This is a genomic window from Brevundimonas sp. Soil_N_31 (genome assembly GCF_057655995.1).
Genome location: NZ_JBDGLE010000009.1, coordinates 29977 through 54607, shown reverse-complemented (window position 1 = coordinate 54607; position 24631 = coordinate 29977). Strand labels below are relative to the sequence as shown.

At 66.9% G+C, this 24631-nt stretch carries 20 protein-coding genes and 1 tRNA gene; 6 read left to right on the top strand and 15 right to left on the bottom strand.

Going from position 1 to position 24631, the window contains the following annotated elements; all coding sequences use genetic code 11:
* Nucleotides 1-60 precede the first annotated feature (60 nt).
* Nucleotides 61-136: transfer RNA gene (locus AC3A3G_RS14375), tRNA-Lys, on the top strand.
* 86 nt (nucleotides 137-222) lie between these two features.
* On the top strand, nucleotides 223-1434 hold the full coding sequence (locus AC3A3G_RS14370; RefSeq protein WP_487488507.1) for a CaiB/BaiF CoA transferase family protein: 1212 nt from the start codon (nucleotides 223-225) through the stop codon (nucleotides 1432-1434).
* A gap of 152 nt (nucleotides 1435-1586) precedes the next feature.
* On the opposite strand, the gene AC3A3G_RS14365 is transcribed toward AC3A3G_RS14370, so the two are convergent.
* The 7 genes from AC3A3G_RS14365 to cyoA are packed head-to-tail and all read right to left on the bottom strand — an operon-like array spanning nucleotide 1587 to nucleotide 8559.
* Nucleotides 1587-2123 carry a response regulator transcription factor gene (locus AC3A3G_RS14365; protein ID WP_087141195.1) on the bottom strand — a complete coding sequence of 179 codons (537 nt, stop codon included), beginning with the start codon at nucleotides 2121-2123 and terminating at the stop codon, nucleotides 1587-1589.
* Between the two features lie 23 nt (nucleotides 2124-2146).
* Nucleotides 2147-3496: an ATP-binding protein gene (locus tag AC3A3G_RS14360; protein ID WP_234287706.1), complete on the bottom strand. Its 1350-nt coding sequence runs from the start codon at nucleotides 3494-3496 to the stop codon at nucleotides 2147-2149.
* On the bottom strand, nucleotides 3493-4260 hold the full coding sequence (locus tag AC3A3G_RS14355; RefSeq protein ID WP_368924625.1) for an SURF1 family protein: 768 nt from the start codon (nucleotides 4258-4260) through the stop codon (nucleotides 3493-3495). Before AC3A3G_RS14355 ends, AC3A3G_RS14360 begins: the two co-directional genes overlap by 4 nt.
* Nucleotides 4261-4285: 25 nt before the next feature.
* Nucleotides 4286-4672 (bottom strand): cytochrome o ubiquinol oxidase subunit IV, encoded by a 387-nt coding sequence (cyoD, locus tag AC3A3G_RS14350; RefSeq protein ID WP_200167666.1) that lies wholly within the window; start codon nucleotides 4670-4672, stop codon nucleotides 4286-4288.
* The gene (gene cyoC, locus AC3A3G_RS14345; RefSeq protein WP_313574232.1) at nucleotides 4669-5313 is read right to left on the bottom strand and encodes a cytochrome o ubiquinol oxidase subunit III; all 645 of its coding nucleotides are present in this window, start codon (nucleotides 5311-5313) and stop codon (nucleotides 4669-4671) included. Before cyoC ends, cyoD begins: the two co-directional genes overlap by 4 nt.
* Before the next feature lie 4 nt (nucleotides 5314-5317).
* Nucleotides 5318-7330 (bottom strand): cytochrome o ubiquinol oxidase subunit I, encoded by a 2013-nt coding sequence (cyoB, locus tag AC3A3G_RS14340; protein ID WP_487488506.1) that lies wholly within the window; start codon nucleotides 7328-7330, stop codon nucleotides 5318-5320.
* A gap of 14 nt (nucleotides 7331-7344) precedes the next feature.
* The gene (cyoA, locus tag AC3A3G_RS14335) at nucleotides 7345-8559 is read right to left on the bottom strand and encodes a ubiquinol oxidase subunit II (RefSeq protein ID WP_487488505.1); all 1215 of its coding nucleotides are present in this window, start codon (nucleotides 8557-8559) and stop codon (nucleotides 7345-7347) included.
* A 187-nt stretch (nucleotides 8560-8746) separates the two neighbouring features.
* Between cyoA and AC3A3G_RS14330 the strand changes: the two genes are divergently transcribed.
* Nucleotides 8747-10090: an MFS transporter gene (locus tag AC3A3G_RS14330; protein ID WP_487488504.1), complete on the top strand. Its 1344-nt coding sequence runs from the start codon at nucleotides 8747-8749 to the stop codon at nucleotides 10088-10090.
* 113 nt (nucleotides 10091-10203) lie between these two features.
* On the opposite strand, the gene AC3A3G_RS14325 is transcribed toward AC3A3G_RS14330, so the two are convergent.
* Nucleotides 10204-12381, bottom strand: a complete 2178-nt coding sequence (locus AC3A3G_RS14325; protein ID WP_487488503.1) for a malate synthase G — start codon at nucleotides 12379-12381, stop codon at nucleotides 10204-10206.
* A gap of 241 nt (nucleotides 12382-12622) precedes the next feature.
* Here AC3A3G_RS14325 and AC3A3G_RS14320 point away from each other — a divergent pair, with 241 nt between their 5' ends.
* Nucleotides 12623-13513: a LysR family transcriptional regulator gene (locus AC3A3G_RS14320; RefSeq protein ID WP_487488502.1), complete on the top strand. Its 891-nt coding sequence runs from the start codon at nucleotides 12623-12625 to the stop codon at nucleotides 13511-13513.
* Nucleotides 13514-13672: 159 nt separating this feature from the next.
* On the opposite strand, the gene AC3A3G_RS14315 is transcribed toward AC3A3G_RS14320, so the two are convergent.
* The gene (locus tag AC3A3G_RS14315) at nucleotides 13673-16114 is read right to left on the bottom strand and encodes a S9 family peptidase (protein WP_487488501.1); all 2442 of its coding nucleotides are present in this window, start codon (nucleotides 16112-16114) and stop codon (nucleotides 13673-13675) included.
* 195 nt (nucleotides 16115-16309) lie between these two features.
* Here AC3A3G_RS14315 and AC3A3G_RS14310 point away from each other — a divergent pair, with 195 nt between their 5' ends.
* Nucleotides 16310-17011 carry a CoA transferase subunit A gene (locus AC3A3G_RS14310; protein WP_313575665.1) on the top strand — a complete coding sequence of 234 codons (702 nt, stop codon included), beginning with the start codon at nucleotides 16310-16312 and terminating at the stop codon, nucleotides 17009-17011.
* 4 nt (nucleotides 17012-17015) lie between these two features.
* Nucleotides 17016-17666, top strand: a complete 651-nt coding sequence (locus tag AC3A3G_RS14305; RefSeq protein ID WP_125900076.1) for a 3-oxoacid CoA-transferase subunit B — start codon at nucleotides 17016-17018, stop codon at nucleotides 17664-17666.
* Between the two features lie 85 nt (nucleotides 17667-17751).
* Here the strand turns inward: AC3A3G_RS14305 and AC3A3G_RS14300 are convergent, their stop codons facing one another.
* The 6 genes from AC3A3G_RS14300 to flgK all read right to left on the bottom strand — a co-directional run bounded on the left by AC3A3G_RS14300 (nucleotide 17752) and on the right by flgK (nucleotide 24473).
* Nucleotides 17752-18372 (bottom strand): ABC-type transport auxiliary lipoprotein family protein, encoded by a 621-nt coding sequence (locus tag AC3A3G_RS14300; RefSeq protein ID WP_289647881.1) that lies wholly within the window; start codon nucleotides 18370-18372, stop codon nucleotides 17752-17754.
* The gene (locus AC3A3G_RS14295; protein ID WP_125900075.1) at nucleotides 18369-19307 is read right to left on the bottom strand and encodes an MlaD family protein; all 939 of its coding nucleotides are present in this window, start codon (nucleotides 19305-19307) and stop codon (nucleotides 18369-18371) included. The genes AC3A3G_RS14300 and AC3A3G_RS14295 overlap by 4 nt, the downstream gene beginning before the upstream one ends.
* 15 nt (nucleotides 19308-19322) lie before the next feature.
* Nucleotides 19323-20117 (bottom strand): ABC transporter ATP-binding protein, encoded by a 795-nt coding sequence (locus tag AC3A3G_RS14290; protein WP_125900074.1) that lies wholly within the window; start codon nucleotides 20115-20117, stop codon nucleotides 19323-19325.
* A complete protein-coding gene (locus AC3A3G_RS14285) occupies nucleotides 20114-21232 on the bottom strand; it encodes an ABC transporter permease (protein WP_125900073.1) in 1119 nt (372 codons plus the stop codon). The genes AC3A3G_RS14290 and AC3A3G_RS14285 overlap by 4 nt, the downstream gene beginning before the upstream one ends.
* Nucleotides 21233-21438: 206 nt before the next feature.
* Nucleotides 21439-22386 (bottom strand): flagellin, encoded by a 948-nt coding sequence (locus AC3A3G_RS14280; protein WP_200167676.1) that lies wholly within the window; start codon nucleotides 22384-22386, stop codon nucleotides 21439-21441.
* Nucleotides 22383-24473 carry a flagellar hook-associated protein FlgK gene (gene flgK, locus AC3A3G_RS14275; protein WP_487488500.1) on the bottom strand — a complete coding sequence of 697 codons (2091 nt, stop codon included), beginning with the start codon at nucleotides 24471-24473 and terminating at the stop codon, nucleotides 22383-22385. Before flgK ends, AC3A3G_RS14280 begins: the two co-directional genes overlap by 4 nt.
* Nucleotides 24474-24631: the final 158 nt, after the last annotated feature.

Below are 24631 nucleotides of genomic sequence, written 5' to 3'. Positions count from 1 at the left end.
CGAGGCCATCAACGCCGCCGCGAAGGACCGGCGCCACACCAAGGGCGCAGACGACGGTACGGGTGATTAGCTCAGTTGGTAGAGCAGCTGACTCTTAATCAGCGGGTCCACAGTTCGAACCTGTGATCACCCACCATCGTCTCTTTTTCTTTACATCGTTGGATGGCAGTCGCTTCGGCGCGAAACCGTCCTGCCGCGTGCGGTTTCTGCTAGAAGACGCGCATGTCTGACACCGCCTCGATTCCCGCCGCCCCTTCCTCTTATGGCCCGCTTCACGGCGTGCGCGTGCTGGACCTGTCGCGGGTTCTGGCCGGGCCGTGGGCGACGCAGACGCTGGCGGACCTGGGGGCCGAGGTCATCAAGATCGAACGGCCGGACGCGGGCGACGACACCCGCCACTGGGGCCCGCCCTTCACCACCACGGCTGAGGGACAGCCCGGCGACGCCGCCTATTTCCTGTGCGCCAACCGGGGCAAGAAGTCGGTCGAGCTGGACATCGCCAGCCCTGAAGGCGCCGAAGCCGTGCGCCGTTTGGCGGCGACCTGTGACGTGGTGGTCGAGAACTTCAAGACCGGCGGGCTGAAGAAGTACGGCCTCGACTACGCCTCGCTGGCGGCGGTCAATCCGAAGCTGGTCTATTGCTCCATCACCGGCTTCGGCCAGGACGGGCCGGACGCGCACCGGGCGGGCTACGACTATATGATCCAGGCCATGGGCGGGCTGATGTCCATCACCGGCCAGCCGGACGGCGCGCCGGGCGCCGAGCCGATGAAGGTCGGGGTGGCGGTCGTGGACCTGTTCACCGGCCTGTACGCCTCCAACGCCATCCTGGCGGCCTTGTGGCACGCGCGAGCGACGGGCGAAGGCCAGCACGTCGACATCGCCCTGTTCGACGTTCAGGCGGCCATGCTGGCGAACCAGGCGACCAACTACTTCGTATCGGGCAAGGCGCCGACGCGGATGGGCAACGCCCACCCCAACCTGGCCCCCTATCAGCCCTTCCCATGTTCGGACGGCATGGTGATCATCGCCGTAGGCAACGACGGCCAGTTCCGCGCCCTGTGCGGCGCCTTGGGGCTGCAAGTCGAGGATCGCTTCGCCACCAACGCCCTGCGCGTCGCCAACCGCGAGGCGCTAGGACCGCTGATCGCCGCGCAGACTGAAGTCTTCACTATGCAGGGGCTGATGCAGGCGCTTGAGGCGGCGGGCGTGCCCTGCGGCCCGGTCAACACCATCGATCAGGTGTTCGAGGAGCCCCAGGCCATCCATCGCGGCCTAACGGTCGAGCAGACGCGGCCCGACCTGGCCGATCCCGTCCGCACTGTCGCCTCGCCCATCCGCCTGTCGAAGACTCCGGTGCGCTATGACGCCCCGCCGCCGAAGCTGGGGCAGGATACGGAAGCCGTGTTGGGGGCGTTGAAGACGGAGAGGTGAGCCTTCCCTGTCTCTCAGTTCGTCATCCTCGGGCTTGTCCCGAGGATCCATAGACTCGACATCGCCGTGTTGCATGCCGAGCTTCACCTTGGAACGCAGCGTTTATGGATCCTCGGGACAAGCCCGAGGATGACGCCTGAATAGGGCAGGTCTCAGCTGACCTGCCGCTTCTCCAATTTCCGCGCCAGGGTGCGGCGGTGCATGCCCAGGCGACGCGCGGTCTCGGAGATGTTGAAGTCGGTCTCGGCCAGCACCTCGTGGATGCGCTCCCACTCCAGCGTCTTGATCGAGGTCGAGCGCGCCGTCAGAGGCGCATCGGGATCGCCCGCCTCGCGGCCGAAGGCGGCCTCGATGGCGTCGGTGCCGGCGGGCTTGGCGAGGTAGTGCCGCGCGCCCAGCTTGATCGCCTCAACCGCCGTGGCGATGCTGGCGAAGCCCGTCAGCACCACGATCACCAGGTCGGGATCAAAGGCGTGCAGCGTCTGCACGCAGGTCAGGCCTGACGCGGTTCCCAGCTTCAGATCCACCACGGCGTAATCAGGATGGTGCGTCTTCAGCAGTTCGACCATCTGGTCATGGCTATGAGCCGAGACGACCTGATAGCCGCGTCGCTCGAAAGATCGGCGCAGAGTGCGCGAAAAGGACTCGTCGTCCTCGACGATCAGAAGCTGGCGGGGCTCGTCGGTCATCTCATTCCCTCTTTCCCGGCCCCTCATTTCGGAGCCAGGGCGTCGATCGGCAAGGTCAGGCGCACCATGGCCCCCTGCCCGCCTTCCTGCTTTCTTGAACGGTTCACGGCCACCACCGTCCCGCCCAACTTGCGTATCACATTCACCAGCAGAAACAGGCCCAGGCCCGAGCCTGCGCGCGCCTTGGTCGACTGATAGGGCTGTCCCAGCTTCTCCAGAATGGCTGGGGAAAAGCCCGGACCGTCGTCCTCGAAGGCGATGAACAACCCGCCCGCGTCGGCGGCGGCCCGAACCTCCAGGTTCCGCGCCCCAGCCTCGTGGGCGTTGTCCAAAAGCGCGCTGAACACCTGTTTCAGCGCCGGATCGGCGATAATGGGCGGATTGCCAGGCGTCGGGCCGTCTAAGGTCACGCGCATGACCTCGCCCGCCTTGTCGGACCATTCCGCAATGATCTCCTGCAGGAAGGCTTTCAAGGTGGTGACGGTGGGCGCCTCGCCCCGCGCCTCTCCCGCCGACATCAGGATGTTGGTGACGATGGATTTGCAGCGCTCGACCTCGGCCTGCATCTGCTCGATGTCCTGCACCATATCCTCGTCGCGGTTCAGCGCGGGCATCCGTCGCCAGTCGCTGAGAATAACCGACAGCGAGGCGAGCGGCGTGCCCAGCTCATGCGCCGCGCCCGAAGCCAGCAGCCCCATGCGCACGATGTGGTCCTGTTCCGCCGCCTGCTGCCGCGCCTCGGCCAGATAAGCGTCGCGGGCGCGCACGTTCTGGCTGGTGCGGGTGACGAAGGCGACCAGCAGCACTGCGATCAGGATGAAGTTGATCAGGGCTCCCTGCTGGATCAGGCCCAGCCGCGCATCGGCTCCGGCAGGCAGGTCCAGCGGCTGCCGCCAGATCGCCAGGAAGGCCAGGCAGGCGCCCGTCGCCAGCACGAAGCCCCAGGCGTAGGCCGGGCGCAGCAGCACCGCCGCCAGCACCACCTGCATCAGGTACAGGGCCGCGAACGGATTGGTCGCCCCGCCGCTGAAGTAGAGCAGCCAGCTCAACGCCGCCACATCGACGCACAGGGCCAGCAGGATCTCCGGGTCGGTCACGACCTTGCGCCGCAGCGTCACCGGCGCGCTGACCAGGTTCATCACCGCCAGGGCCGTCGGCGCCAGCAGCAGCGGCCCCAGCGGCAGGCTGATGCCCAGGCCCCAGTGGACGATGACGATGGTCGCCACCTGACCGATCACCGCCAGCCAGCGCAACTGGATCAGCAGTAGCATGTTGCGGCGACCGGCCGCGCCCGGCGACACGGACGTCTCGGCATTGGCGTCCATGCCCATCAGGGTGCGGGCGAAGCGGCTCAGGGTCTGGGTCTGCATCATCGCCCCCCCAGCCTACGGCGCCGCTCTTCGCGCAGCCACAGCACCGCCCCGCCCGCCGACATCAGCGCCAGGCCGAACCAGGTCAGGGCGTAAACCAGATGGCTGTTGGCGAACCGCACCACCGTCAGCCCGCCGCGCGGCCAGCCGCCGGGATTGGGCGTTGCGTCCGCGTCGATGAAATAGGGCGCGATGGGGCCGCTCAGCTGCTTGGCCTCAGCGATCGCGGCCACGTCGCGCGAGAACCAGCGGTCGCCCGCCGGATCGTTGTCGCGCAGGAAGCCGCCCTTGGGCTCGCTGATCCGCAACAGGCCGGTGACGGACACCGGCCCTTCGACCTGACCCTCAGCGCGGCTTTCGGGCGCGGCGCGCTCGGCCGGGACAAAGCCTCGGTTGATCAAGACGGTGAAGCCGCGCGCGTCCGTCAACGGCGTCACGACCCAGAAGCCCGGCCCCAGGTCCGTCACCGCCTTCACCCGCACCTCGCGGTCATGCGCAAAGCGGCCGCTGGCCGTGACGCGACGGTACTGATCCGCCTCGCGCGTCACGGCGCCGAACCCTTGCCGTCCCAGCGCGGGAACGGGATCGGCATGGATGCGAGTGTCGACCTGACGGATCAGCTCCTGCTTCCACGCCAGGCGCTGGACCTGCCAGACGCCCAGCGCCGAAAAGCCCGCGATCAGTACGGCGAACGCCGCCAGTCCCGCGACCGTTCGACGGCGTGACGCCGGACGGGCGGCGGGTTCAGGGGCCGACGATGACGTCAAGCGGCGTCTCCGCGTGCGAGAGGGCTCAGCCCATCCCCTGCATGTCGTGGACGGGCATCATGTTGGTGTTCAGGTGATACATGACCCAGACCGAACCGGCGACGGCGATGACCACGATCACCAGGGTGAAGATCAGCGCCAGCATGTTCCAACCGCCCTCGGACTTATGGTTCATGTGCAGGAAGAAGATCATGTGGACCACGATCTGCACCACGGCGAAGGCGGTGATGATCAGGCCCGTCAGCTGCGGCGCCAGCACCCCGGCCATGACCAGCCAGAACGGAATGGCGGTCAGCACGACCGACAGGGCGAACCCGATCAGATAGCCCTTGTAGGTGCCGTGATCATGGTCATCGCCGTGGTGATCGTCGTGATGGTCCACGGCGTGCTCATTGTGGGCTTCAGCGCTCATCGCAGCATCCCGAACAGATAGACGAAGGTGAAGACGCCGATCCAGATGACGTCCAGGAAGTGCCAGAACAGGCTCAGGCACATGAGGCGGCGCTTGTTGGCCTGGATCAGACCCTTCTGACCCACCTGGATCATCAGAGTGACCAGCCAGATGATGCCGAAGGTGACGTGCAGGCCGTGGGTGCCCACCAGGATGAAGAAGGCCGACAGGAAGCCGCTGCGCTGGGGCGTGGCGCCCAGGTGGATCATGTGGGCGAACTCATAGAGCTCGATCCCCAGGAAGCACAGGCCGAACAGACCCGTGACCGCCAACCAGACCTGCGTCTGCGCCACCTTGTTGCGGTACATCGCCAGCATGGCGAAGCCGTAGGTGATCGACGAGAACAGCAGCATGGAGGTATTCACCGCCACCAGCGGCAGGTCGAACAGATCCTTGGGCGCCGGGCCCGCCGCATAGTTGCCGCCCAGCACGGCGTAGACGGCGAACAGGATCGCAAAGATGAGGCAGTCGCTCATCAGATACATCCAGAAGCCCAGCATGGTGCTGTGGCCTTCCGGGTGGTGCGGCTCCTCTACCGGGTGGAAGATCGGCCGCCCGGCGTCGTCGACATAGTCGGGGTTGAGGGAAGGTGCGTGGCTCATCGGATCACCCCTGCGTCGCTGCTGCGGCCGCCAGGGCCTTGGTGCGCGCGTCCTCGGTCGTCTGAACCGTCTCGGCCGGGATGAAGTAGTCGCGCTTGTAGTTGAAGGTGTGGAAGATGGCGTAGCCGATCAGCGCCGCGAAGCTCGCCGCCGCCAGCCACCAGATGTACCAGATCAGCGCAAAGCCCAGGATCAGCGACAGCGCCGACAGGATGAATCCAGCCCCCGTGTTTGACGGCATGTGGACCGGCTTGAAGCCAGCGGTCGGACGCTCATAGCCGCGCGCCTTCATGTCCCACCAGGCGTCGCCGTCGTGGATGATCGGCGTCTTGGCGAAGTTGTAGTCCGGCGGCGGCGAAGAGGTGGCCCACTCCAGCGTCCGGCCATGCCAGGGGTCGCCCGTCTCGTCGCGCAGCTTGTCGCGGTTGATGATGCTGACCGCGAACTGGATCAGCATGGCCAGGATGCCGACGGCGATGATCGCCACGCCCACGCCCGCGATGATGAACCAGATCTGATAAGCCGGATCGTCGAAGACCCGCATCCGGCGCGTCACGCCCATGAAGCCCAGAACGTACAGCGGCATGAAGGCCATCCAGAAGCCGACCACCCAGCACCAGAAGCTGACCAGCCCCCACTTCTTCTCCAGCTTGAAGCCGAAGGCCTTGGGCCACCAATAGTTGATGGCGGCGAACAGGCCGAACAGCACCCCGCCGATGATGACGTTGTGGAAGTGGGCGATCAGGAACAGGGAGTTGTGCAGCACGAAGTCCGCCGGCGGCACCGCCAGCATGACGCCCGTCATCCCGCCGATCACGAAGGTCAGCATGAAGGCGACCGTCCACATCATCGGCAGCTCGAACCGGATGCGGCCGCGGTACATGGTGAACAGCCAGTTGAACAGCTTGGCCCCTGTCGGGATCGAGATGATCATCGTCGTGATCCCGAAGAAGGAGTTCACGGACGCGCCCGAGCCCATGGTGAAGAAGTGGTGCAGCCACACCAGGTAGGACAGGATGGTGATGACCACCGTCGCATAGACCATCGAGGTGTAGCCGAAGAGTTTCTTGCCCGAGAAGGTCGAGGTCACTTCGGAGAAGACGCCGAACAGCGGCAGGATCAGGATGTAGACTTCGGGGTGGCCCCAGATCCAGATCAGGTTCACGTACATCATCGGATTGCCGCCGAAGTCGTTCGTGAAGAAGTTGGTGCCGACATAACGGTCCGCCGACAGCAGCACCAGCGTCGCCGTCAGGATCGGGAAGGAGGCCACGATCAGGACGTTGGCGCACAGCGAGGTCCAGGTGAAGACCGGCATCTTCATCAGGCCCATGCCCGGCGCGCGCATCTTCACGATGGTGGCGATCAGGTTGATGCCGGACAGGGTGGTCCCTACCCCCGCCACCTGTAGCGCCCAGATGTAATAGTCGACCCCGACGCCAGGACTGTAGCCGATGCCCGACAGCGGCGGATAGGCCAGCCAGCCGGTGCGCGCGAACTCGCCGATGAACAGCGAGGCCATGACCAGCACGGCCCCCATCGTCGTCATCCAGAAGCTGAAGTTGTTCAGGAAGGGGAAGGAGACGTCCCGCGCCCCGATCTGCAACGGCACCAGATAGTTCATCAGGCCGGTGATCATGGGCATGGCCACGAAGAAGATCATGATCACGCCGTGGGCGGTGAAGATCTGATCATAGTGGTGGGCGTTCAGATAGCCCTCGGACCCGCCGAAGGCCATGGCCTGCTGGATCCGCATCATGATGGCGTCAGCAAAGCCGCGCAGGAACATGATCAGGCCCAGGATCATGTACATGATCCCGATCTTCTTGTGGTCCACGGTGGTGAACCACTCCTTCCAGAGATAGCCCCACAGCTTGTAGCGGGTGAGCAGGGCCAGCACCCCCAGACCGCCGATGACGACGACGGCGAAGGTGGCGACCAGGATGGGCTCGTGGAACGGAAGCGAGTCCCAGTTCAACCGACCCAGAAGTGGCGATGTGGTTTGTTCGACAGTCATGATCGTTCAGGCGCTCAGGATTGCGACGCGGCGGGCGCGGACGCCGTGGAAGGCGCGGAGAAGAGAGAGGCGAAACGCTCGCCCTGTTCGGATCGGCCGGGGCGTTCCAGCCCCTGCCCCATGACCCGGTTCAGCGGGGTGTCGCGGGCGACGTCCTCGCCGAAGGCCTGACGGCGGCGGGCGGCCTCGACGGCGGCGGCCTCGGCCTCCAGCGGGGTGCACAGCGTCATCACATAGGACTCGCCGGCGCCGAACACGGCGTCGCCGCGACGGGCGTATTTGTCATAGATCAGCGGCAGGGTGTTCTTGACCGCCGCCAGACCCAGACCGCCCTTGCGGTCGATGTCCATCATCTCGCCCATGCACATCTTGCCCGGCTCGACGCACATGTTGACCACGGCGTCGAACAGGCGGTCATCGACCGAGGCGTAGTGCAGGACCGGCACCTTCTCGCTGGGCTTCTCCAGCTCCAGATAGGTGTCGCGATCCAGACCCTGATCGGCGGCGCGCACGCCCGCGACCCACTGGTCGAAGCCGGCCTGATCCAGACCGTGGAAGGCGAAACGCATGTTCGAGAAGCCGTCGCCGGAATAGTTGGCCGAGAAGCCGACGTATTCGCCCGGACGGTTGATGACGGCGTGCAGCTTCGTCTCCATGCCCGGCATGGCGTAGATCTGACCGGCCAGGGCGGGGATGTAGAAGGAGTTCATCACCCCAGTCGAGGTGATATGGAAGCGGATCGGCCGATCAACCGGCGCAGCCAGCTCGTTCACCGTGGCGATGCCGTATTCGGGGTAGATGAACAGCCACTTCCAGTCCATCGCCACCACCTCGACCTGCAGCGGGCGATGATCTTCGGAGACGGCCTTGCCTTCAGCGATGCGGTCCAGCGGGCGATAGGGGTCCAACAGGTGCGTCCCGGCCCAGGTGATGGCGCCCAGGCAGATGATGATCAGCAGCGGCGCGGCCCAGATCACCAGCTCCAGATGGGTCGAATGGTCCCAGTCCGGCTCGTACCGGGCTTCCCGGTTCGATTCCCGATATTTCCAGGCGAAGAAGACGATCATCGCCATCACTGGAATGACGATGATCAGCATCAGCGCCACCGACCAGACCAGCAGGTCGCGCTGCTGGGCGGCGATGTCGCCGGCGGGCGCCAGGACCACGGCCTCGCAGCCGGGCAGCAGGGCCAGAAGGGGCAACAGCAACAGGGGGCGCAGTCGGCGCACGGCGGCTCCAGTCGAGGTTCGAGGCAAGGGCACGGTCATCTTGCAAGCCCCGTAGCCGCGCCTTCCAAACCTTGACACTGGACAATCTGCCCTATCCCCCCTCGCATCCATCGGGAGCAAAGGAGCTGTTTCGTCATTCTATTGTCGCGGGCGCGCGTGCGCCCCGGTTCCTGGAGCCTCATCGGTCATGAACGCAGCCAGCGGCGCGCCTTCTTCAGAGCCCCTCGAACGGGACGCCAGCCGGATCAACGCGCGAGACGGCAAAATCGACGCGGGCGAAATCGCCATCGGCGTCATCATCGGCCGGACGTCGGAATTCTTCGACTTCTTCGTCTACGCCATCGCCTCGGTCGTGGTCTTCCCGCAGTTGGTCTTCCCCTATGCGGGCCCGCTGGGCGGGACATTACTGTCCTTCGCCGTCTTCGCCGTGGCCTTCATCGCCCGGCCGTTCGGCACCGCCCTGTTCATCGCCATCGACCGGCGCTTCGGGCGCGGGACCAAGCTGACCATCGCCCTTTTCCTGCTGGGCCTGTCGACCGTCTGCCTGGGCTTCCTGCCGGGGCACGCGCAGGTCGGTCACTGGTCGGCCGCCGTGCTGATCGCCCTGCGGATCGGCCAGGGCGTGGCCCTGGGCGGCGCCTGGGACGGCATGGCCTCGCTTCTGGCCGTCGCCGCGCCTGAGAAACGCCGCGGCTGGTACGCCATGGCGCCGCAACTGGGGGCGCCCTTCGGCCTGATCGTGGCCAGCGCCCTGTTCGCCTATTTCTTGAGCAAGCTGTCGGCCGCCGACTTCATGGACTGGGGCTGGCGCTATCCGTTCTTCGTGGCCTTCGCCATCAACGTGGTGGCCCTGTTCGCGCGCCTGCGCATCGTGGTGACGCCGACCTTCCAGGCCGCCTTCAAGACGCTGGAACTGCACCCCACCCCCGTGACCCAGGCCGTACGCGAAGAAGGCGGAAGCATCGTCATCGGCGCCTTCGCACCCCTGGCCAGCTTCGCCATGTTCCACATGGTGACGGTGTTCCCGCTGTCGTGGGTCTTCCTCTACACGGACGAGGCGCCCAGCCGCTTCCTGATGATCGAACTGATCGGCGCCGTCTTCGGCCTGTTCGCCATCATGGCCTCGGGCTGGCTGGCCGACCGCTACGGCCGCCGCGCCCTGATGGCCGTCACGGCCGCGGGCATCGCCGCCTTCTCGGGCTTTGCGCCCCAGCTTCTGGACGGCGGCCCGGCGGGCGAGCTGACCTATATGATCCTGGGCTTCATCCTGCTGGGCCTGTCGTTCGGTCAGGCGTCCGGCTCGATCGCCTCCAGCTTCAGCCTGACCAACCGCTACACCGCCTCGGCCCTGACGTCGGATCTGGCGTGGCTGTTCGGCGCAGGCTTCGCTCCGCTGGCGGCGCTGGCGCTGTCGGGCAAGTTCGGCCTGGTGGCGGGCGGCGCCTATCTGCTGTCGGGCGCCGTCTGCACCCTGCTGGCCCTGTGGCTGAACCGCGAACTGGCCAAGGGCAACGCGGGCGCCAAGGCGTAGGGCTTACCCATCGTCCCATAAAGAAGGGGCGCGGCCAGCCGGTCGCGCCCCTTTTTTTGTTGCGCTAGCGCTCGGCGCGCGGCGCCTCGCTGCTAGAGCGCGGTGGCGTGTGGTCAGCCCTGCGCCTTGGCCTTGCGGCGCCAGTGGGTCAGCAGGTGTTCGGTGTAGCCGTTCGGTTGCTCCCTGCCCTTGAACACCAGATCGCAGGCCGCCTGCCACGCGGGGCCGTCATACCCCGGCGACAAGGGACGATAGGCCGGATCGCCCGCATTCTGGCGATCCACCACCACGGCCATGCGCTTCAGCGCCTCCATGACCTCGTCCTCGGTCGTGACGCCGTGGCGCAGCCAGTTGGCCAGGTGCTGGCTGGAGATGCGCAGCGTCGCCCGGTCCTCCATCAGGCCCACATCGTGAATGTCCGGCACCTTGGAGCAGCCGACGCCCTGATCTACCCAGCGCACGACGTAGCCGAGAATGCCCTGCGCATTGTTGTCCAGCTCCTGCCGGATCTCGTCGGCGCCCGGCGTTCCGGTCGCGAACGGCGGGGTCAGCAGAGGCGTCAGGCCGGTCGGCGCGCGCGTGGCGATCTCGGCCTGACGCGCCCAGACGTCGACCTCGTGATAATGCAGGGCGTGCAGGGTCGCCGCCGTCGGCGACGGAACCCAGGCTGTCGAGGCCCCCGCGCGCGGATGGCCCGCCTTGGCCGCCAGCATGTCGCCCATGCGGTCCGGCGCGGCCCACATCCCCTTGCCGATCTGCGCCCGGCCCGACAGGCCCGCCTTCAGGCCGATGTCGACATTGCGGTCCTCATAGGCCTTGATCCAGCCGGTCTCGCGCACCGCCTCCTTGCGGACGACGGGGCCGCCTTCCATCACCGTGTGGATCTCGTCGCCGGTGCGATCCAGGAAGCCGGTGTTGATGAAGACCACCCGGCCCTTGGCCGCCGCGATGCAGTTCATCAGATTGACGCTGGTGCGGCGCTCCTCGTCCATGATGCCCATCTTCAGCGTCAGGGCGGGCAGGCCCAGCATGGTCTCGACGGCGCCGAACAGTTCGTCGGCGAAGGCCACCTCGTCCGACCCGTGCATCTTGGGCCGCACCACATAAACGGAACCCGCCGGGCTGTTGCGCGCCTCGGCCGGGCGACGCAGGTCGTGCAGGCCGATCAGGCCCGTCATGGCGATGTCCAGCAGATGCTCGGGCGTCTCGCGCCCGTGGGCGTCCAGCACGGCGTCGGTCGTCAGGTGCAGGCCGACGTTGCGCACCAGCATCAGGCTGCGCCCCTTCAGCGCCAGCGACGAGCCATCCGGCGTCGTATAGACGCGATCAGGGTTCAAGCGCCGCTCGACCGTGCGGCCGTCCTTCTGGAAATCGGCCTGAAGATCGCCGCGCATCAGGCCCAGCCAGTTGGCGTAGACCAGCCGCTTGTCCGCCGCATCGACGGCGGCGACGCTGTCCTCGGCGTCGGCGATGGCCGACAGGGCCGCCTCGACCAGCACATCGGCGACGCCCGCCGGATCGCTCTCGCCGATGCGGTGCGCGCGGTCGATGACGATCTCCAGATGCAGGCCATTGTGGCGCAGTAGGACGCCCGACGGCGCCGCCGCCTCCCCCGCATGACCGGCGAAGACGGCCGGATCGGCCAGCCCTGTTTCACGCCCCCCGGACAGGACGACGGCCAACCGCCCGTCCTCGACGCGATAGCCGACCGCCTCGGCATGACCGCCCTCAGCCAGCGGCGCCGCCTGATCCAGAAAAGCGCGGGCGCGGGCGATGACGCGGGCGCCGCGCTCGACGTCATAGCCGCCCGCCTTCGGCGCCTCGCCCAGCGCATCGGTGCCGTAAAGCGCGTCGTACAGGCTGCCCCAGCGCGCATTGGCGGCGTTCAGCAGATAACGGGCGTTGGTCAGGGGCACGACCAATTGCGGCCCGGCCAGGGTCGCGATCTCGGGGTCAACGTTCGCCGTCTCAGCCCGCACGCCGTCGCGCTCTGGCTCGATATAGCCGATCTCGCGCAGATAGGTCTGATAGGCCGCCTGATCCGGCTGGCCCGGATAGGCGCGGTGCCAGTCATCCAGCTTGCTCTGCAACTGGTCGCGGCGTTCCAAAAGGTCGCGGTTGCGGCGGCCGAAGCGGGCCAGCAGCCCTTCGACCCCGGCCCAGAAGGCGTCGGCGCTCACGCCCGAATCCCGCGTCGCTTGATCGCGCACGAAAGCGTCAAGCTCGGCGGCGACCTTCAGGCTGCCGTGGCGGACATAGGCGTCAGCGGGGGTCTTGGGGGCGTCGAACATGGCGGTCTCCTTCATCTAAGGCCCTCACCTCATCCGTCATTCTCGGGCTTGTCCCGAGAATCCAGACGCGCAACGGGCGGCGCCCCCTCACGATCAGCGTCGGCGTTTCTGGATCCTCGGGACAAGCCCGAGGATGACGACCGAGAGAGCAGCAGGCTGCAAAGTAGTCCGAGCCTGCCTCTCTATCCACGGCGAAGAAAGATATCTATCTTTGCAAAAGACGCAACGATGAGAGCCCGCCATGCTGGCCGAGTATGAAATCTTCGTCCGTGCACTGGAGGAAGGCAGCCTGTCCGCCGCCGCGCGGCGGCTGGACCTGTCGCCCGCCGTGGCCTCGCGCAGGCTGGCGCGGCTGGAGGACCGGCTGGGCGTGCGGCTGATCGAACGCACTTCGCGCCGTCTGGCCCCGACCGAGGCCGGGCGGCTGGTCTATGACCGCGCGGCGCAACTGCTGGAAGGCGTCGAGGATCTGGAGGCCGTGGTGTCGCGCCGCACGACCCAGGCGCGCGGTTTACTGCGCGTCTCGGCGCCGACCTCGTTCGGACGGCGGCGGCTGGCGCCGCTGCTGCAACCCTTCCTGGCGGCGCAACCCCGCCTGACGCTGGAGCTGAACCTAACCGACGCCTTCGTGGACCTGATGGCCGAGGACGTGGACGTGGCCGTGCGGATCGGCGGCTATGAGGCGGATAATCCACTGATGCATCGCCTGGCGCCGAACCGGCGGGTGCTGTGCGCCTCGCCCGCGTATCTGGCCGAGCACGGCGCCCCGGACAGTCTGGACGACCTGCGCCGCCACGCCCAGCTGGCGGCCGAGAACCAGTCGACCTGGCGGCTGGAAGGCCCCGAAGGCCCCGTCGTCTTCCGCGCCCGCAGCCGCGTGCGGACCAACTCAAGCGAAGTGGCGCGCGAACTGGCTCTGGCGGGCCTCGGCGTCGCCCTGCGCTCGACGTGGGACGTCGGCGACGAGCTGCGCGACGGGCGGCTGAAGGTGGTGCTGCCGCAGTATGCCGGCTCGTCGGACGTGGCGATCTTCGCCCTGACGGCGGGCCGGGCGCGGGCCGAAACCCGCGTCCGCGCCTTCATCGACTTCCTGACCGGCCTCTATGGAGAGACGCCGGAGTGGGATCGCTGACTTCTTCCTTCTCCCCTTGTGGGAGAAGGTGGACGGCGAAGCCGGACGGATGAGGGGTGCGAAGAAGCAGGCTGGCGACATCCATTCAGGCATCGCGCCGACACCCCTCATCCGGCCCTGAAGGGCCACCTTCTCCCACAAGGGGAGAAGGGTTCTGGCTCATTTCATCCAGCGATCCAGCCAGGCGCCCATCTCATACAGGGTGTGGCCGACCGATTCCCGCGCGCGATAGCCGTGATCCTCCTTGGGAAGAACGACATAGCGCGCCGTGGCGCCGTTGCCCTTCAGCGCGGCGTAGAAGCGTTCCGTCTGAATCGGGAAGGTGCCCGAGTTGGCGTCCGCCTCGCCGTGGATCAGCAGGATCGGCTCGTTCACCTTGTTGGCGTAGGTGAAGGGCGACATGGCGTTATAGGTCTCGGTCGCCTCCCAATAGGACCGCTGCTCCGCCTGGAAGCCGAAGGGCGTCAGGGTGCGGTTGTAGGCGCCCGAGCGCGCGATGCCGGTCTTGAACAGGTCGGTGTGCGCCAACAGGTTCGCCGTCATGAAGGCGCCGTAGCTGTGCCCGCCCACGGCGATGCGTTCGCGATCCGCCACGCCCAAGGCCACGACGGCGTCGACCGCCGCCTTGGCGCTTGCCGACAGTTGCTCGATGTAGGTGTCGTTCGGCTCGGCCCCATCGCGGCCGATGATCGGCATCGTCGGGTTGTCCAGGATGGCGTAGCCCTGGGTCAGCAGGAACAGGTGGCTGGAGCCGCCGGGCCGCACGAAGCGGTTGTCGGTATCCACGACCTGCCCCGCCACGGCGGCATCCGTGAACTCGGCTGGATAGGCCCACATCAGCAACGGCAGCGGGCCGTCGCGGCCCTTGTCGTAACCAGCCGGCAGATACAGCGTGCCTGACAGCTGCACGCCGTCGTCGCGGGTATAGGTGATCAGCTCTCGGCTGACACCGGCCAGTTGCGGCGCAGGGTCCGGGAAGGCGGTCAGGGCTGTCACGCCGCCATCCAGGTCGCGCACCCGCAGGTTGGCCGGATCAGTGCGGCTTTCGCGGTAGGTCACCAGCTTGCGGCCGTTCTCGTCCAGCACGCCGACCACGGTCTCATACTCGCCCTGCGCCGAGCGCCACAGACGCTCCGTTTCGCCGGTCTTCAGGTCCATCAAGTCAAGAAAAGGATACTGACCCTGGCGCGTGGCGCCGTCGCCCTCGACGAAGACCTTTGAGCCGTCGGCGTTGAAGCGCATGACCGAGCGGCCGCGCGCGTTCGGTTCGGTCATCACCGAGCCCGGATCGTTGTAGCGGTCCTGATAGTTGCGATCGACCAGGACGCGACCCTGCCCCGGATTCGACGGATCGACCAGGGTGCGGGTCTCGTGGCGGGTGTTGAACCAGCGGCTGTTGACGATGGCGACGTCGTCGCGGCCCCAGGTGGTCCCGGCGTAGCGTTCTTTGAGGTCGAGCAGAGTCTGCGCCCGGTCGTTGAACGGCGCGCGCAACATGAAGACGCGGTCGCGCACCTCGGCGGCGGTGCGCGGATCGCCGCCGTCCTGAGCCTCGGTCCAGACCAGGGTGGCGTCGGCGTCCGCTCGCCACTGGACCGAACGCGGCCCCGGCGCCACCGCGTCAAACGGCGTCGGCACATTGTCCCGCAACGGCAGGTCGGCGACGCGATGCGCCTCGCGGCCGTTCAGGTCGGTGACGATAATTTCAGACGGGAACAGACTGGCCGGCACGACATAGCTGTAGGGCTTCTTCACCCGCGTTTGCAGGAGGTAGCGGCCATCCGGCGAGTTCGAGACGCCCAGGATGACGCCCGGCTGGCCCACAGTGCGGGCGCGGCCGTTCAGCGACACCACGGTCGGCTGGCTGGTGAAATAATAGTCGAACAGGGCCTCGTCGCCCGCATTGGACAACAGATCCTGATAGGTGCGGACCGGGGCGGCGCGGCCGCCCGTCTCGGCCACGATGGGGCCTTCGGGCGGATGCTCGACGTTCGGCGCCACGCCGCGACCGGCTGGAACGGCCAGGACCAGCAGGCCAGACGAGTCCGGCAGCCACGAGAAGCCCGCGCCTGAGGCCGCGTTGACCATCGGTCCGTTCAACTTGCGCGCCTTGGCCTGGGCGACGTCAGCAACCCACAGATCCAGTCCGCCGGGCACGTTGACGAGGAAGGCGACCGTCTTGCCGTCCGGCGCCCAGCTGGTGTTCGTCAGGCGCGCATTGGCGGGCAGACCCGACACGGGCCGCGCGGGGCCGCCGTCGATTGACTGGAAGCTGAGCCCCGTCAGCCAGGAAACGCGGCTGTTGGCCGGGCCGTTGTTGCGAGGGTTGATGCGATAACCGGCCAGTCGCAGCATCGGCTCAGATAGTTCTGCGATACTAGGCAGGTTTGAGCGGTCGGTCAGCAGAAGGGTCTTGCGGTCCGGGCTGACGCTGACGCCCGGGTTCGGCTTGGCGTCCAGGATTTGAGCGATCGGCTGCGGCGGCTGCTGGTAGGTCGGAGCCGCGTCCTGGGCGAGGGCGGCGGCGGGCAGAGCCAGGGCCGGCACGGCCGCGGCCAGCACCAGGGCGGGCAAGGCGGCCCTCATCAGTCGATTGCGCATGAAATTTCCCCACTGAGACGAGTCTTCTGTGACGCTAGGTGTGTAGCCCTTGAGACGTGGGGTCAACCGCTCAGCCTCCGCCAGAGCTTCGCCATGCCTTCCCCTGCGTCGCGCTTGCCGCTTGCCCCTCATCCCGGCCCGCTTTAAGGACGGAAGAGACCGCGATATTCATCAGACGGTGAAAAAGGGAGTCCGATGGGCAAGATTTACGCTGACGTGAAGTCCGCGCTGGAGGGGCTGACATTCGACGGCATGACCGTCATGTCCGGCGGCTTCGGCCTGTGCGGCATTCCCGAAAACCTGATCGCAGGCCTGCGCGACACGGGCGTGAAGGGTCTGACCGTCATCTCCAACAATGCGGGCGTGGACGGCTTCGGCCTGGGCCAGCTGCTGGAGACACGCCAGATCGCCAAAATGATCTCGTCCTACGTCGGCGAGAACAAGGAGTTCGAGCGCCAGTATCTGGCCGGTGAACTGCAGCTGGAGTTCAACCCCCAGGGTACCCTGGCCGAGCGCATCCGCGCGGGCGGCGCGGGCATCCCGGCCTTCTTCACCGCCACCGGCGTCGGCACCCTGGTCGCCGAGGGCAAGGAAGTGCGCGACTTCGACGGCCGCAAATACGTCATGGAGACGGGGCTGGTCGCCGACCTGTCCATCGTCAAGGCGTGGAAGGCCGATGAGCGCGGCAATCTGGTGTTCCGCAAGACGGCCCGCAACTTCAACCCGATGATGGCCACCGCCGGCAAGGTGACGCTGGTCGAGGTCGAGGAAATCGTCCCCGTCGGCTCGTTGGACCCCGACCACATCCACACGCCGGGCGTCTATGTCGACCGCCTGATCCAGACCGTGTCCGAAAAGCGCATCGAACAGCGCACTGTTCGTCAGCGGGAGGCTTAATCCAATGGCTCGTACTCGCGAACAACTGGCCGAGCGCGCCGCCAAGGAGCTACAGGACGGCTTCTATGTGAACCTGGGAATCGGCATTCCGACCCTGGTGGCCAACTACATCCCCGAGGGCATGGTCGTGACCCTGCAGTCGGAGAACGGCATGCTGGGCATGGGCCCCTTCCCCTATGAGGGCGAGGAAGACCCTGACCTGATCAACGCCGGCAAGCAGACCATCACCGAAATCCCCGAGAGCAGCTATTTCAGCTCCTCGGACAGCTTCGCCATGATCCGCGGCGGCCACATCAACCTGTCGATCCTCGGCGCCATGGAAGTGGCCCAGAACGGCGACATCGCCAACTGGATGATCCCCGGCAAGCTGGTGAAGGGCATGGGCGGGGCGATGGACCTTGTCGCGGGCGTCAAGCGCGTGGTCGTGGTCATGGATCACGCCAACAAGCACGGCCAGTCCAAGGTCTTGAAAGCCTGTACACTTCCGCTGACGGGCACGGGCGTGGTCAGCCGCATCATCACCGACCTGGCCGTCTTCGACGTCAAGCCGGACGGTTCGGGGCTGGAGCTGATCGAACTGGCTGACGGCGTGACCCTGGACGAGGTCGCGGCCAAGACCGAGGCCGACTACACGGTGGCGGCGAACCTGGGCTGAGCCGCCCGCCCCGCCTGAAACGCAAAACCCCGGCGACCGCGAGGCCGCCGGGGTTTTTCATGCTCACTTCGGAGGCAGAAGGAATTTAGTCCCGCGTCGCCTGGAAGCCCTGCTGGTCGGTCCACAGGACGATCTGGCGGCTGGCCTCGGCCGTGGCGCGGTCGAAGGCGGCGACGATGGCCGACTGGCGGTTCTCGCCTGCGCTTTCGCGCACCGTGATGCGGTCCTCGACGACAAGGCTGCGGTCGCTCATGCGGAACAGACGCAGCAGCACCACAATGTTCGCATCCGGCACGCCGCCCGGCGCGGCGTAGGCCGCCTCGAAGCGGCGCACGTCCACGCTCAGCAGCAAGCCGTTGCGCGACAGCGGCCCGCTGCTCAGGACGGTGCACGTGCCGCCGTCCAGAAAGGCGTTGCGCAGCGCTTCCTCGAACAGGGTCTCGGCCGGCGACACCCAGCGCGCGCCCTTGATGTAGGCCGCCTCGGCCCCGGTGACGGCCAGGATGCGATCACCGCGCGCCGCCTCGGGGAAGTCCACCCGGCGCATGGAGACGTGAACGTCCGGGCAGGCCGAGGTCGCGCCCGTCCCGGCATAGGCCGAGGCCCCGCCGAAGCGATACAGTTGAACCGGATCGGGCGACGACAACAAGGCGCAACCCGACAAGGCGACCGACGCCGCAGCGATCATGAAGGTAGAACGGATCACGGCTGCACCTCGATTTCCTTGGACGGCGCCTTGGCGATGAAGTCGCGCGGGCTTTCACGCACATTGTCGATCAGCGACTGCAGCGAGCGCGTCGCCTGATCCAGTTGTCGGATGGTGTCGTTGAGTTGCGGCACGGTCTGCGTGCCGAAGTCGCCCAGCGGACCTTCCAGTCCTGTCGCCGAACGGTTGATTGAGGCGATGGCGGCCTGGGCCTCGCGCGTCGCGGCGTTGATGTTGGCGATGGCTTGCTTGCCGTCGGTGTCGACCATCTGGCGCGCGCTCGCGCCCAGGGCCTGATATTCGCCGACGGCGGCGTTGGCCTTGGTGATGGTCTCTTCAAGCTGTTGGAACATGCCCTTGCGGGCCTCCAGCTCGGCGGTCAGGGCCTCGACGTTCTTCACGCTGGTCGAGAAGCTGCGGATGTTGTCGTCCGACATCACGCGGTTGATGCGGTTCAGGGCGTCCACGGTCTGCGCCAGCACCGTGCCCGATCCGCTCAGCAGCTCGGCGATGGGGCTGGGCTGGCTCTGGATCACCGGCACGACATGGTCGGGATACTGATCCTTCAGAATGGGGCTGTCCGGCGAACCGGCAGTGATCTGAATATAGTTCAGGCCGGTGATGCCCTGCGGCTCCAACTGGGCGCGCGAGGTCACGCGCACCGGCGTCGTGCCGTTCAGCCGCACGCGGGCGATGACCTGATCGCCCTTCTTCGGATCCAGATTCAGGTTGGTCACCTCGCCGACGCGGATGCCGTTGAAGTGCACCTCGCCGCCTTCCGACAGGCCGCGCACCGGGCCGTAGAAGACGATGTCATAGACGTCGAAGTCCTTGTTGAACTGCAACCGGGCCAGCCAGATGGTGAACACCGCCAGCGCCAGCATGAGGGCGACTGTGGCGATGCCGACGGCGGCGTAATGGGCGTCTCTTTCCATCGTTTCGCGCCCTCCTCAGGCCGCGCTCTTGTGGGCGGCGCGTCCGCGCGGCCCCAGGAAGTATTCCTTGATCCAAGGGTGGTCCGAGCGTTCCAGCTCGGCGACCGGCGCCTTGGCCACCACATGCTTGTCCGCCAGCACGGCCACCTGGTCGCAGATGGCGTAAAGGCTGTCGAGGTCGTGGGTGATCATGAAGACCGTCAGCCCCAGATCGTCCGACAGCTGACGGATCAAATCATCGAACGCCGCCGCCCCGATCGGGTCCAGCCCGGCCGTCGGCTCGTCGAGGAAGACCAGTTCGGGGTCCAGCGCCAGAGCGCGGGCCAGGCCGACGCGCTTCCGCATCCCGCCCGACAGCTCAGCCGGCTTCAGATAGAGGGCCTCGGGCTTGAGGCCCACCATGGCCACCTTCATCTCGGCCAGCTCGCGGATCGTCGACTTGGACAGCTTCGTATGCTCGACCAGCGGCGAGGCCACGTTCTCCAGCACCGTCAGGGACGAGAACAGCGCCCCCTGCTGGAACAGGACGCCGGTGCGCCGCTCGACGGCGGCCGCCTCGGCCTTGGACATGGCCGCGCGATCCTCGCCGAACAGACGGACCTCCCCGCCCTCCGGCTCCTTCAGGCCGATGATGGAGTTCAGCAGCACGGTCTTGCCGGTGCCCGACCCGCCGACAACGCCCAGCACTTCACCGCGCATCACGTCCAGGTCCAGATCCTGATGGATCACCCGCTCGCCGAACTGGCTGAGCAGGCCCCGCACCTGAATGACGGCCTCGCGGTCGTCCGATTTATGCGTCTCGTCCGTCATATCTTCAGCTCGATGAAGATCAGAGCGAAGACGGCGTCCAGAAGGATGATGGCGAAGATCGCCTGCACCACCGCCGCCGTCACCCGGCGCCCCAGGCTCTCGACGTCGCCCGCCACGGACATGCCCTGACGGCAGCCGATGGCCGCGACCACCAGGGCGAAGACCGGCGCCTTGATCAGGCCGACCATCATGTGCGTCGGCATGTAGCCGTCCTCGACCAGCCGCTGGAAGAAGAAGGCCGGGCCCAGGTTCAGTTGGCTCCACGACACCAGCACCCCGCCCAGCAGGCCGCCCATCATGGCCAGGAAGGTCAGCAGCGGCAGCATGACCAACAGCGCCGCCAGACGCGGGATCACCAGGGCCTGGAAGGGATCGACGCCCATGACCTGCATGGCGTCCACCTCCTGCGTCATGCGCATGGAGCCGATCTCGGCGGCGAAGGACGAGGCCGAACGACCCGCCAGCAGCACGGCGGTGATGACCACGGCGAACTCGCGGAAGACGGCGACGCCGATCAGTTGCACGGCGAAGACCCCCGCCCCGAACTGGGTCAGCAGGTCCACGCCGATGAAGGCCACCACGGCGCCGATGAAGAAGTTGGTCACCACCACGATCGGAATGGCGTCCAGACCCGTGCGCTCCGCCTGGCTGAACCAGGCGGCCCAGCGGATGCGGCCGGGATGCTTCAGCGTGGTCAGCACTGCGGCCATCAGACGGCCCAGGAAGGCCAGCGACAGCATGGCCTCGGCGCCGAAATCATAGACCCCGCGCCCGACCTTGGCGAAGCCGCGCGTCATGGGAGCCGAGCGGCGCGGCGGCTCGGCCGTCATGCAGTCCAGCTTGGCCACCATGCGATACAGGCGCCCGGCTTCGGGGCGTGCGGACCAGGCGGATTCAGGGATAGGGCGGCTCATGGCCTGGGCCACGGCCAGGGCGCCGGCGGTGTCGAAACGACCCAGATCATCCAGGTCCAGCGCCGTCACGGCTCGACCGTCCAGCTCGGTCTTCAGCCGATCGCCCAGGCGGCCGACGGCGACGGTCGACCAGTCGCCGGCCAGCCGCAAGCGCGCCTGACCGTCCTGGTGTTCGTCAATCTGGAAGTCCGCCCGATTCATGAATCCGACACTGACACAGGCCCGCCTGCTCGCATACGCCGCTTAAAGCTCTGATTTTCGCGTCGCGTCAACGACTGATGACAAAACTCGATCTCTTCCGGCGTTGCTCGACGCAAGCCAAGGCCCTCCCGTCACGGCGCAGCTTTGTGAACGTCGTCGGGCGTTTTTCGTTCAGCGTCCCGCGAATGACGGCGGCGTGAAAAGACCTAGCGCAGATAGTCGAGCAGGGAGACCTGGCGAAGCTGGCTGACCACCTGGGCCGACGCCTGCAGGGAGATCTGCGCCAGCTCCAGTTCGGTGACGGCTTCGGCCATGTTGGCGTCGGTCTTGCCGGACAGGATGGTGTCGATCGAAATCTTGCGCGCCTCCTGGGACTCCAGCAGACGGTCGACACGGTTCTGCATCCCGCCGTTGGCGGCCTGCAACTCGACCACCCCTTTCGCCGCCGCCTCGAAGCGGCCCATCTGCGTGGTCAGGAAGGTCTTCTGAGCGTCCGTCATTTGGCCGTCCAGCGGCGCCGCCTCATGGGCCAGCTGGATGTCGCGGAAGATGGCGAACAGCTCAGAGCCGATGGCGTCGGCCAGGAAGCCCGTGTCCATCGACACGTTCTCGTCCAGCCAGGACGACTGCTTCAGCTGGTCGTTGCGGAAGGCGGCGCTCTCGTCGGGCAAGGCCGCCAGCTTGGCCATCATGCTGGCCCCCGGCTGGCCGGGGATGTCGGGCAACTCCACCGCCGCGCGGTCCGTGACCCCGCCCCCGAACAGATACTTGCCCTGGTGCTTCATGTTCAGCCCGTCCTGAGCCTCCACGAACAGGCTGTTCAACGTCCCCATCAGCGTGTCCATCCGCCCGGCGGCGATGGCGTCGGCGATGGCCTGACGCGCCGCCGTCGAAGCGTCCGCGACCCGGTCCATCGCCAGATCCTGGGTCTCCAGCCGCGCCGCGACGGTCTTGTTGGTGTCGATGAAGGTCTCGATGCGGGTCTGGCTGGACTTCAGCGCGCTGACCGTCTCGGAGCTCCGACCGAAACCGACCAGATCGGTCGCGTTCTTCTTGGTGTTCACCTTCTGCTGGGCGTCCGCCATGCGCGACTGGGCCGACATCAGGTCAAGCAGGGCCGACTGATAGTTTCCGTAGGTCGAAACGCGGGTCATCGAACCATTCCCAGCAGGATGTCGTACATGTCCTTGGCGGCCTGAACCATGCGGGCCGAAGCGTTAAAGGCTTGCTGATAGGTGGTCATCAGCACCAGTTCCTCGTCCAGGTTGACACCTTCGACCGAGACGCGGCGCGCCGTCGCCTCCTTGGCCAGGGCCGTGGCGCTGACGGCGTTGTTCTTGGCCATGGCGGCTCGGCTGCCGATCTCGCCCGACAGCTCCGACGCATAGCGCGCCAGCGACATGGAGCCGCCCGCCGCCCCGCCCGCCGCCGAGAAGGAAGCGGCGTTCTCGCCCGCGCTGGCCAGCAGGCGCGCGCCGCGCGCGTCGTTCTTGCTGACCACGGCCGTGCCCAGCCCGCCCGTCGCATCGGCCTTGGCGAAGGCCATCAGGGCCGGATCGCGGGCGATGTCAGCCCGGATCGAGAAGGCGTCGGCCCGCGAGGCGCGCGCCCCGCCCAGACCGAACAGTTCACTCATCGACACATTCGAAGGAACCTGGGTCGTGCGGTCCTGAAGCACCGACAGGTTCGCGCCCGAACCGGGGCGCGGCGTGAACGTCATCTCGCCCGCCGGATTGAGACTGAACGTCCCCATCCGCCCCGCGCCCGTCATCGGGTCGTTCAGCGCCGCCAGCAGGCTGGTCATGTCGCCGCCGGGGGGGACCGCCACCTCGATGTCGCGCAACTTGGCGCCCGCCGAGTCGCTGAAGCGGAAGGTGATGGTCTCGCCGGGCGTAAAGCCGTGCTGCGACGCCCCCGTCATGCCCGTTTCATAGATCGCCGGCTGCTCGCTGGTGATCAGATCGTTCAAGCCGAAGAAGTGCGAGAAGCCTCGCCCGCCCTTGTTCGAGGGCGCGGCCGGATCGTCGACCACCACCACGCCCGTACCGGGCGCGCCTTCTATCTTCAGACGCCCGTCGACGAAGCTGGCGCTGCCGTTGGCCCCCAGCTGGGCGTTCAGGTCGGCCAGGAAGGTCGCCGGATTCAGCGTCGCCAGGTCCAGGTCGATCTTCTGCAGGGCTACGCCCTGGTCATTGGTGATGACGATGGAGGTGCGGCCGGTGAAGCCCTGCAGGGCGGTCTCCAGCGACTGCCCGATGTTGCGGCCCGTCAGGCTGTTGGGCGGCGGCGCGGCGGATGAGGCGTTGTGCGCCCGGTTCAGTTCGTCGGCCAGACGCGACATCAGTTCGGCCAGGCGCTCGGCCGTGGCCGGCGCCTCGCCGTCGCGCAGCTCCAGCAGCCCCTTGATCTCGCCCGAGCCCAAGCCTTCAGCCAGGGAGCGCGCCTTTCCGGCGGGGGGCTCGATGACCATGACCTCGTTGAACACCGTCTCGGCCGAGACGGCGCCGGCGCGCACATAGTCCAGCTTGGCCGCCCCCTGCCCCGCCAGCAGGATGCCGGCGCCGGTGCGGATCTCAACCCCGCCGACCGCACGGCCGGTGATGCGGATGTCCATCAGGCCCGACAGCTGATCGATCAAGGCCGCCTGAGCCGTCTGCGCGCCCGAGGAGTCCGCATTGATCACCGTGGCCTTGGCGATCTCGACGTTCAGCTTCTCGATCTGCTCCAGCAGGCTGTTGGCCGTCTCGACCGCACTCTTGATGCGGGCGTCGGCGTCTTCGCGCACCGACTGAATCTGGCTGTTGATGCGGGCGGCTTCATCGAACAGGGCCTGCGTCTTCCAGATGGCGTCCTGGCGAGCGGGGCCGGAGGTGGCGTTCTCTGCCGAAGCGGCGAAGGCGGCGAAGACGCTGTCGATCTGCGAAAAGAAGCCGCTGTTGGAGCCCGGATCGCCGAACATCGACTGGATGCGGTCGTATAGCTCATAGCGCACCGTCTGACGGCCGGCGTCAGCGCTGGCGTTCAGGCTGGCGGCCTGCAGGAAGCGGTCGGTGGCCAGACGGATGCGGGCGATCTCCACCCCCGCGCCGACGCCCTGACTGGCCCAGGACTGCTGGTCGGCGATCTTGCGGACATAGCCGGGCGTGTTGACGTTGGAGACATTGTCCGAGACCACCCGCAGCTGCGTCTGGGCCGCGTTCATGCCCGAGGTGGCGATGTTCATGATCGAGTTGAGGGACATCAGACGTCTCCCACGCCGGAGCGCACGGGACGGCCGCTCGGCAAGCCTTGCAGGCAAGCGAGCAAATCTTGCCCGGCGAATTGAGCAGGTCTTCTGACCATCTCTTTGATTTTCCTCGACATCGGCGTTCAGCCCCTGTGCATTCGTCAGCAAGAGAG

What these genes read in the sequence shown, in the direction of transcription:
- AC3A3G_RS14310 (WP_313575665.1), top strand. Translation starts at nt 16,310, where the DNA reads ATGGGCAAGATTTACGCTGACGTGAAGTCCGCGCTGGAGGGGCTGACA.
- flgK (WP_487488500.1), bottom strand. Translation starts at nt 24,473, where the DNA reads ATGTCCCTCAACTCGATCATGAACATCGCCACCTCGGGCATGAACGCG.
- AC3A3G_RS14320 (WP_487488502.1), top strand. Translation starts at nt 12,623, where the DNA reads ATGCTGGCCGAGTATGAAATCTTCGTCCGTGCACTGGAGGAAGGCAGC.
- cyoB (WP_487488506.1), bottom strand. Translation starts at nt 7,330, where the DNA reads ATGACTGTCGAACAAACCACATCGCCACTTCTGGGTCGGTTGAACTGG.
- AC3A3G_RS14290 (WP_125900074.1), bottom strand. Translation starts at nt 20,117, where the DNA reads ATGACGGACGAGACGCATAAATCGGACGACCGCGAGGCCGTCATTCAG.
- AC3A3G_RS14280 (WP_200167676.1), bottom strand. Translation starts at nt 22,386, where the DNA reads ATGACCCGCGTTTCGACCTACGGAAACTATCAGTCGGCCCTGCTTGAC.
- AC3A3G_RS14295 (WP_125900075.1), bottom strand. Translation starts at nt 19,307, where the DNA reads ATGGAAAGAGACGCCCATTACGCCGCCGTCGGCATCGCCACAGTCGCC.
- cyoD (WP_200167666.1), bottom strand. Translation starts at nt 4,672, where the DNA reads ATGAGCGCTGAAGCCCACAATGAGCACGCCGTGGACCATCACGACGAT.
- AC3A3G_RS14315 (WP_487488501.1), bottom strand. Translation starts at nt 16,114, where the DNA reads ATGCGCAATCGACTGATGAGGGCCGCCTTGCCCGCCCTGGTGCTGGCC.
- AC3A3G_RS14325 (WP_487488503.1), bottom strand. Translation starts at nt 12,381, where the DNA reads ATGTTCGACGCCCCCAAGACCCCCGCTGACGCCTATGTCCGCCACGGC.
- AC3A3G_RS14305 (WP_125900076.1), top strand. Translation starts at nt 17,016, where the DNA reads ATGGCTCGTACTCGCGAACAACTGGCCGAGCGCGCCGCCAAGGAGCTA.
- AC3A3G_RS14365 (WP_087141195.1), bottom strand. Translation starts at nt 2,123, where the DNA reads ATGACCGACGAGCCCCGCCAGCTTCTGATCGTCGAGGACGACGAGTCC.
- AC3A3G_RS14370 (WP_487488507.1), top strand. Translation starts at nt 223, where the DNA reads ATGTCTGACACCGCCTCGATTCCCGCCGCCCCTTCCTCTTATGGCCCG.
- AC3A3G_RS14360 (WP_234287706.1), bottom strand. Translation starts at nt 3,496, where the DNA reads ATGATGCAGACCCAGACCCTGAGCCGCTTCGCCCGCACCCTGATGGGC.
- AC3A3G_RS14285 (WP_125900073.1), bottom strand. Translation starts at nt 21,232, where the DNA reads ATGAATCGGGCGGACTTCCAGATTGACGAACACCAGGACGGTCAGGCG.
- AC3A3G_RS14330 (WP_487488504.1), top strand. Translation starts at nt 8,747, where the DNA reads ATGAACGCAGCCAGCGGCGCGCCTTCTTCAGAGCCCCTCGAACGGGAC.
- cyoC (WP_313574232.1), bottom strand. Translation starts at nt 5,313, where the DNA reads ATGAGCCACGCACCTTCCCTCAACCCCGACTATGTCGACGACGCCGGG.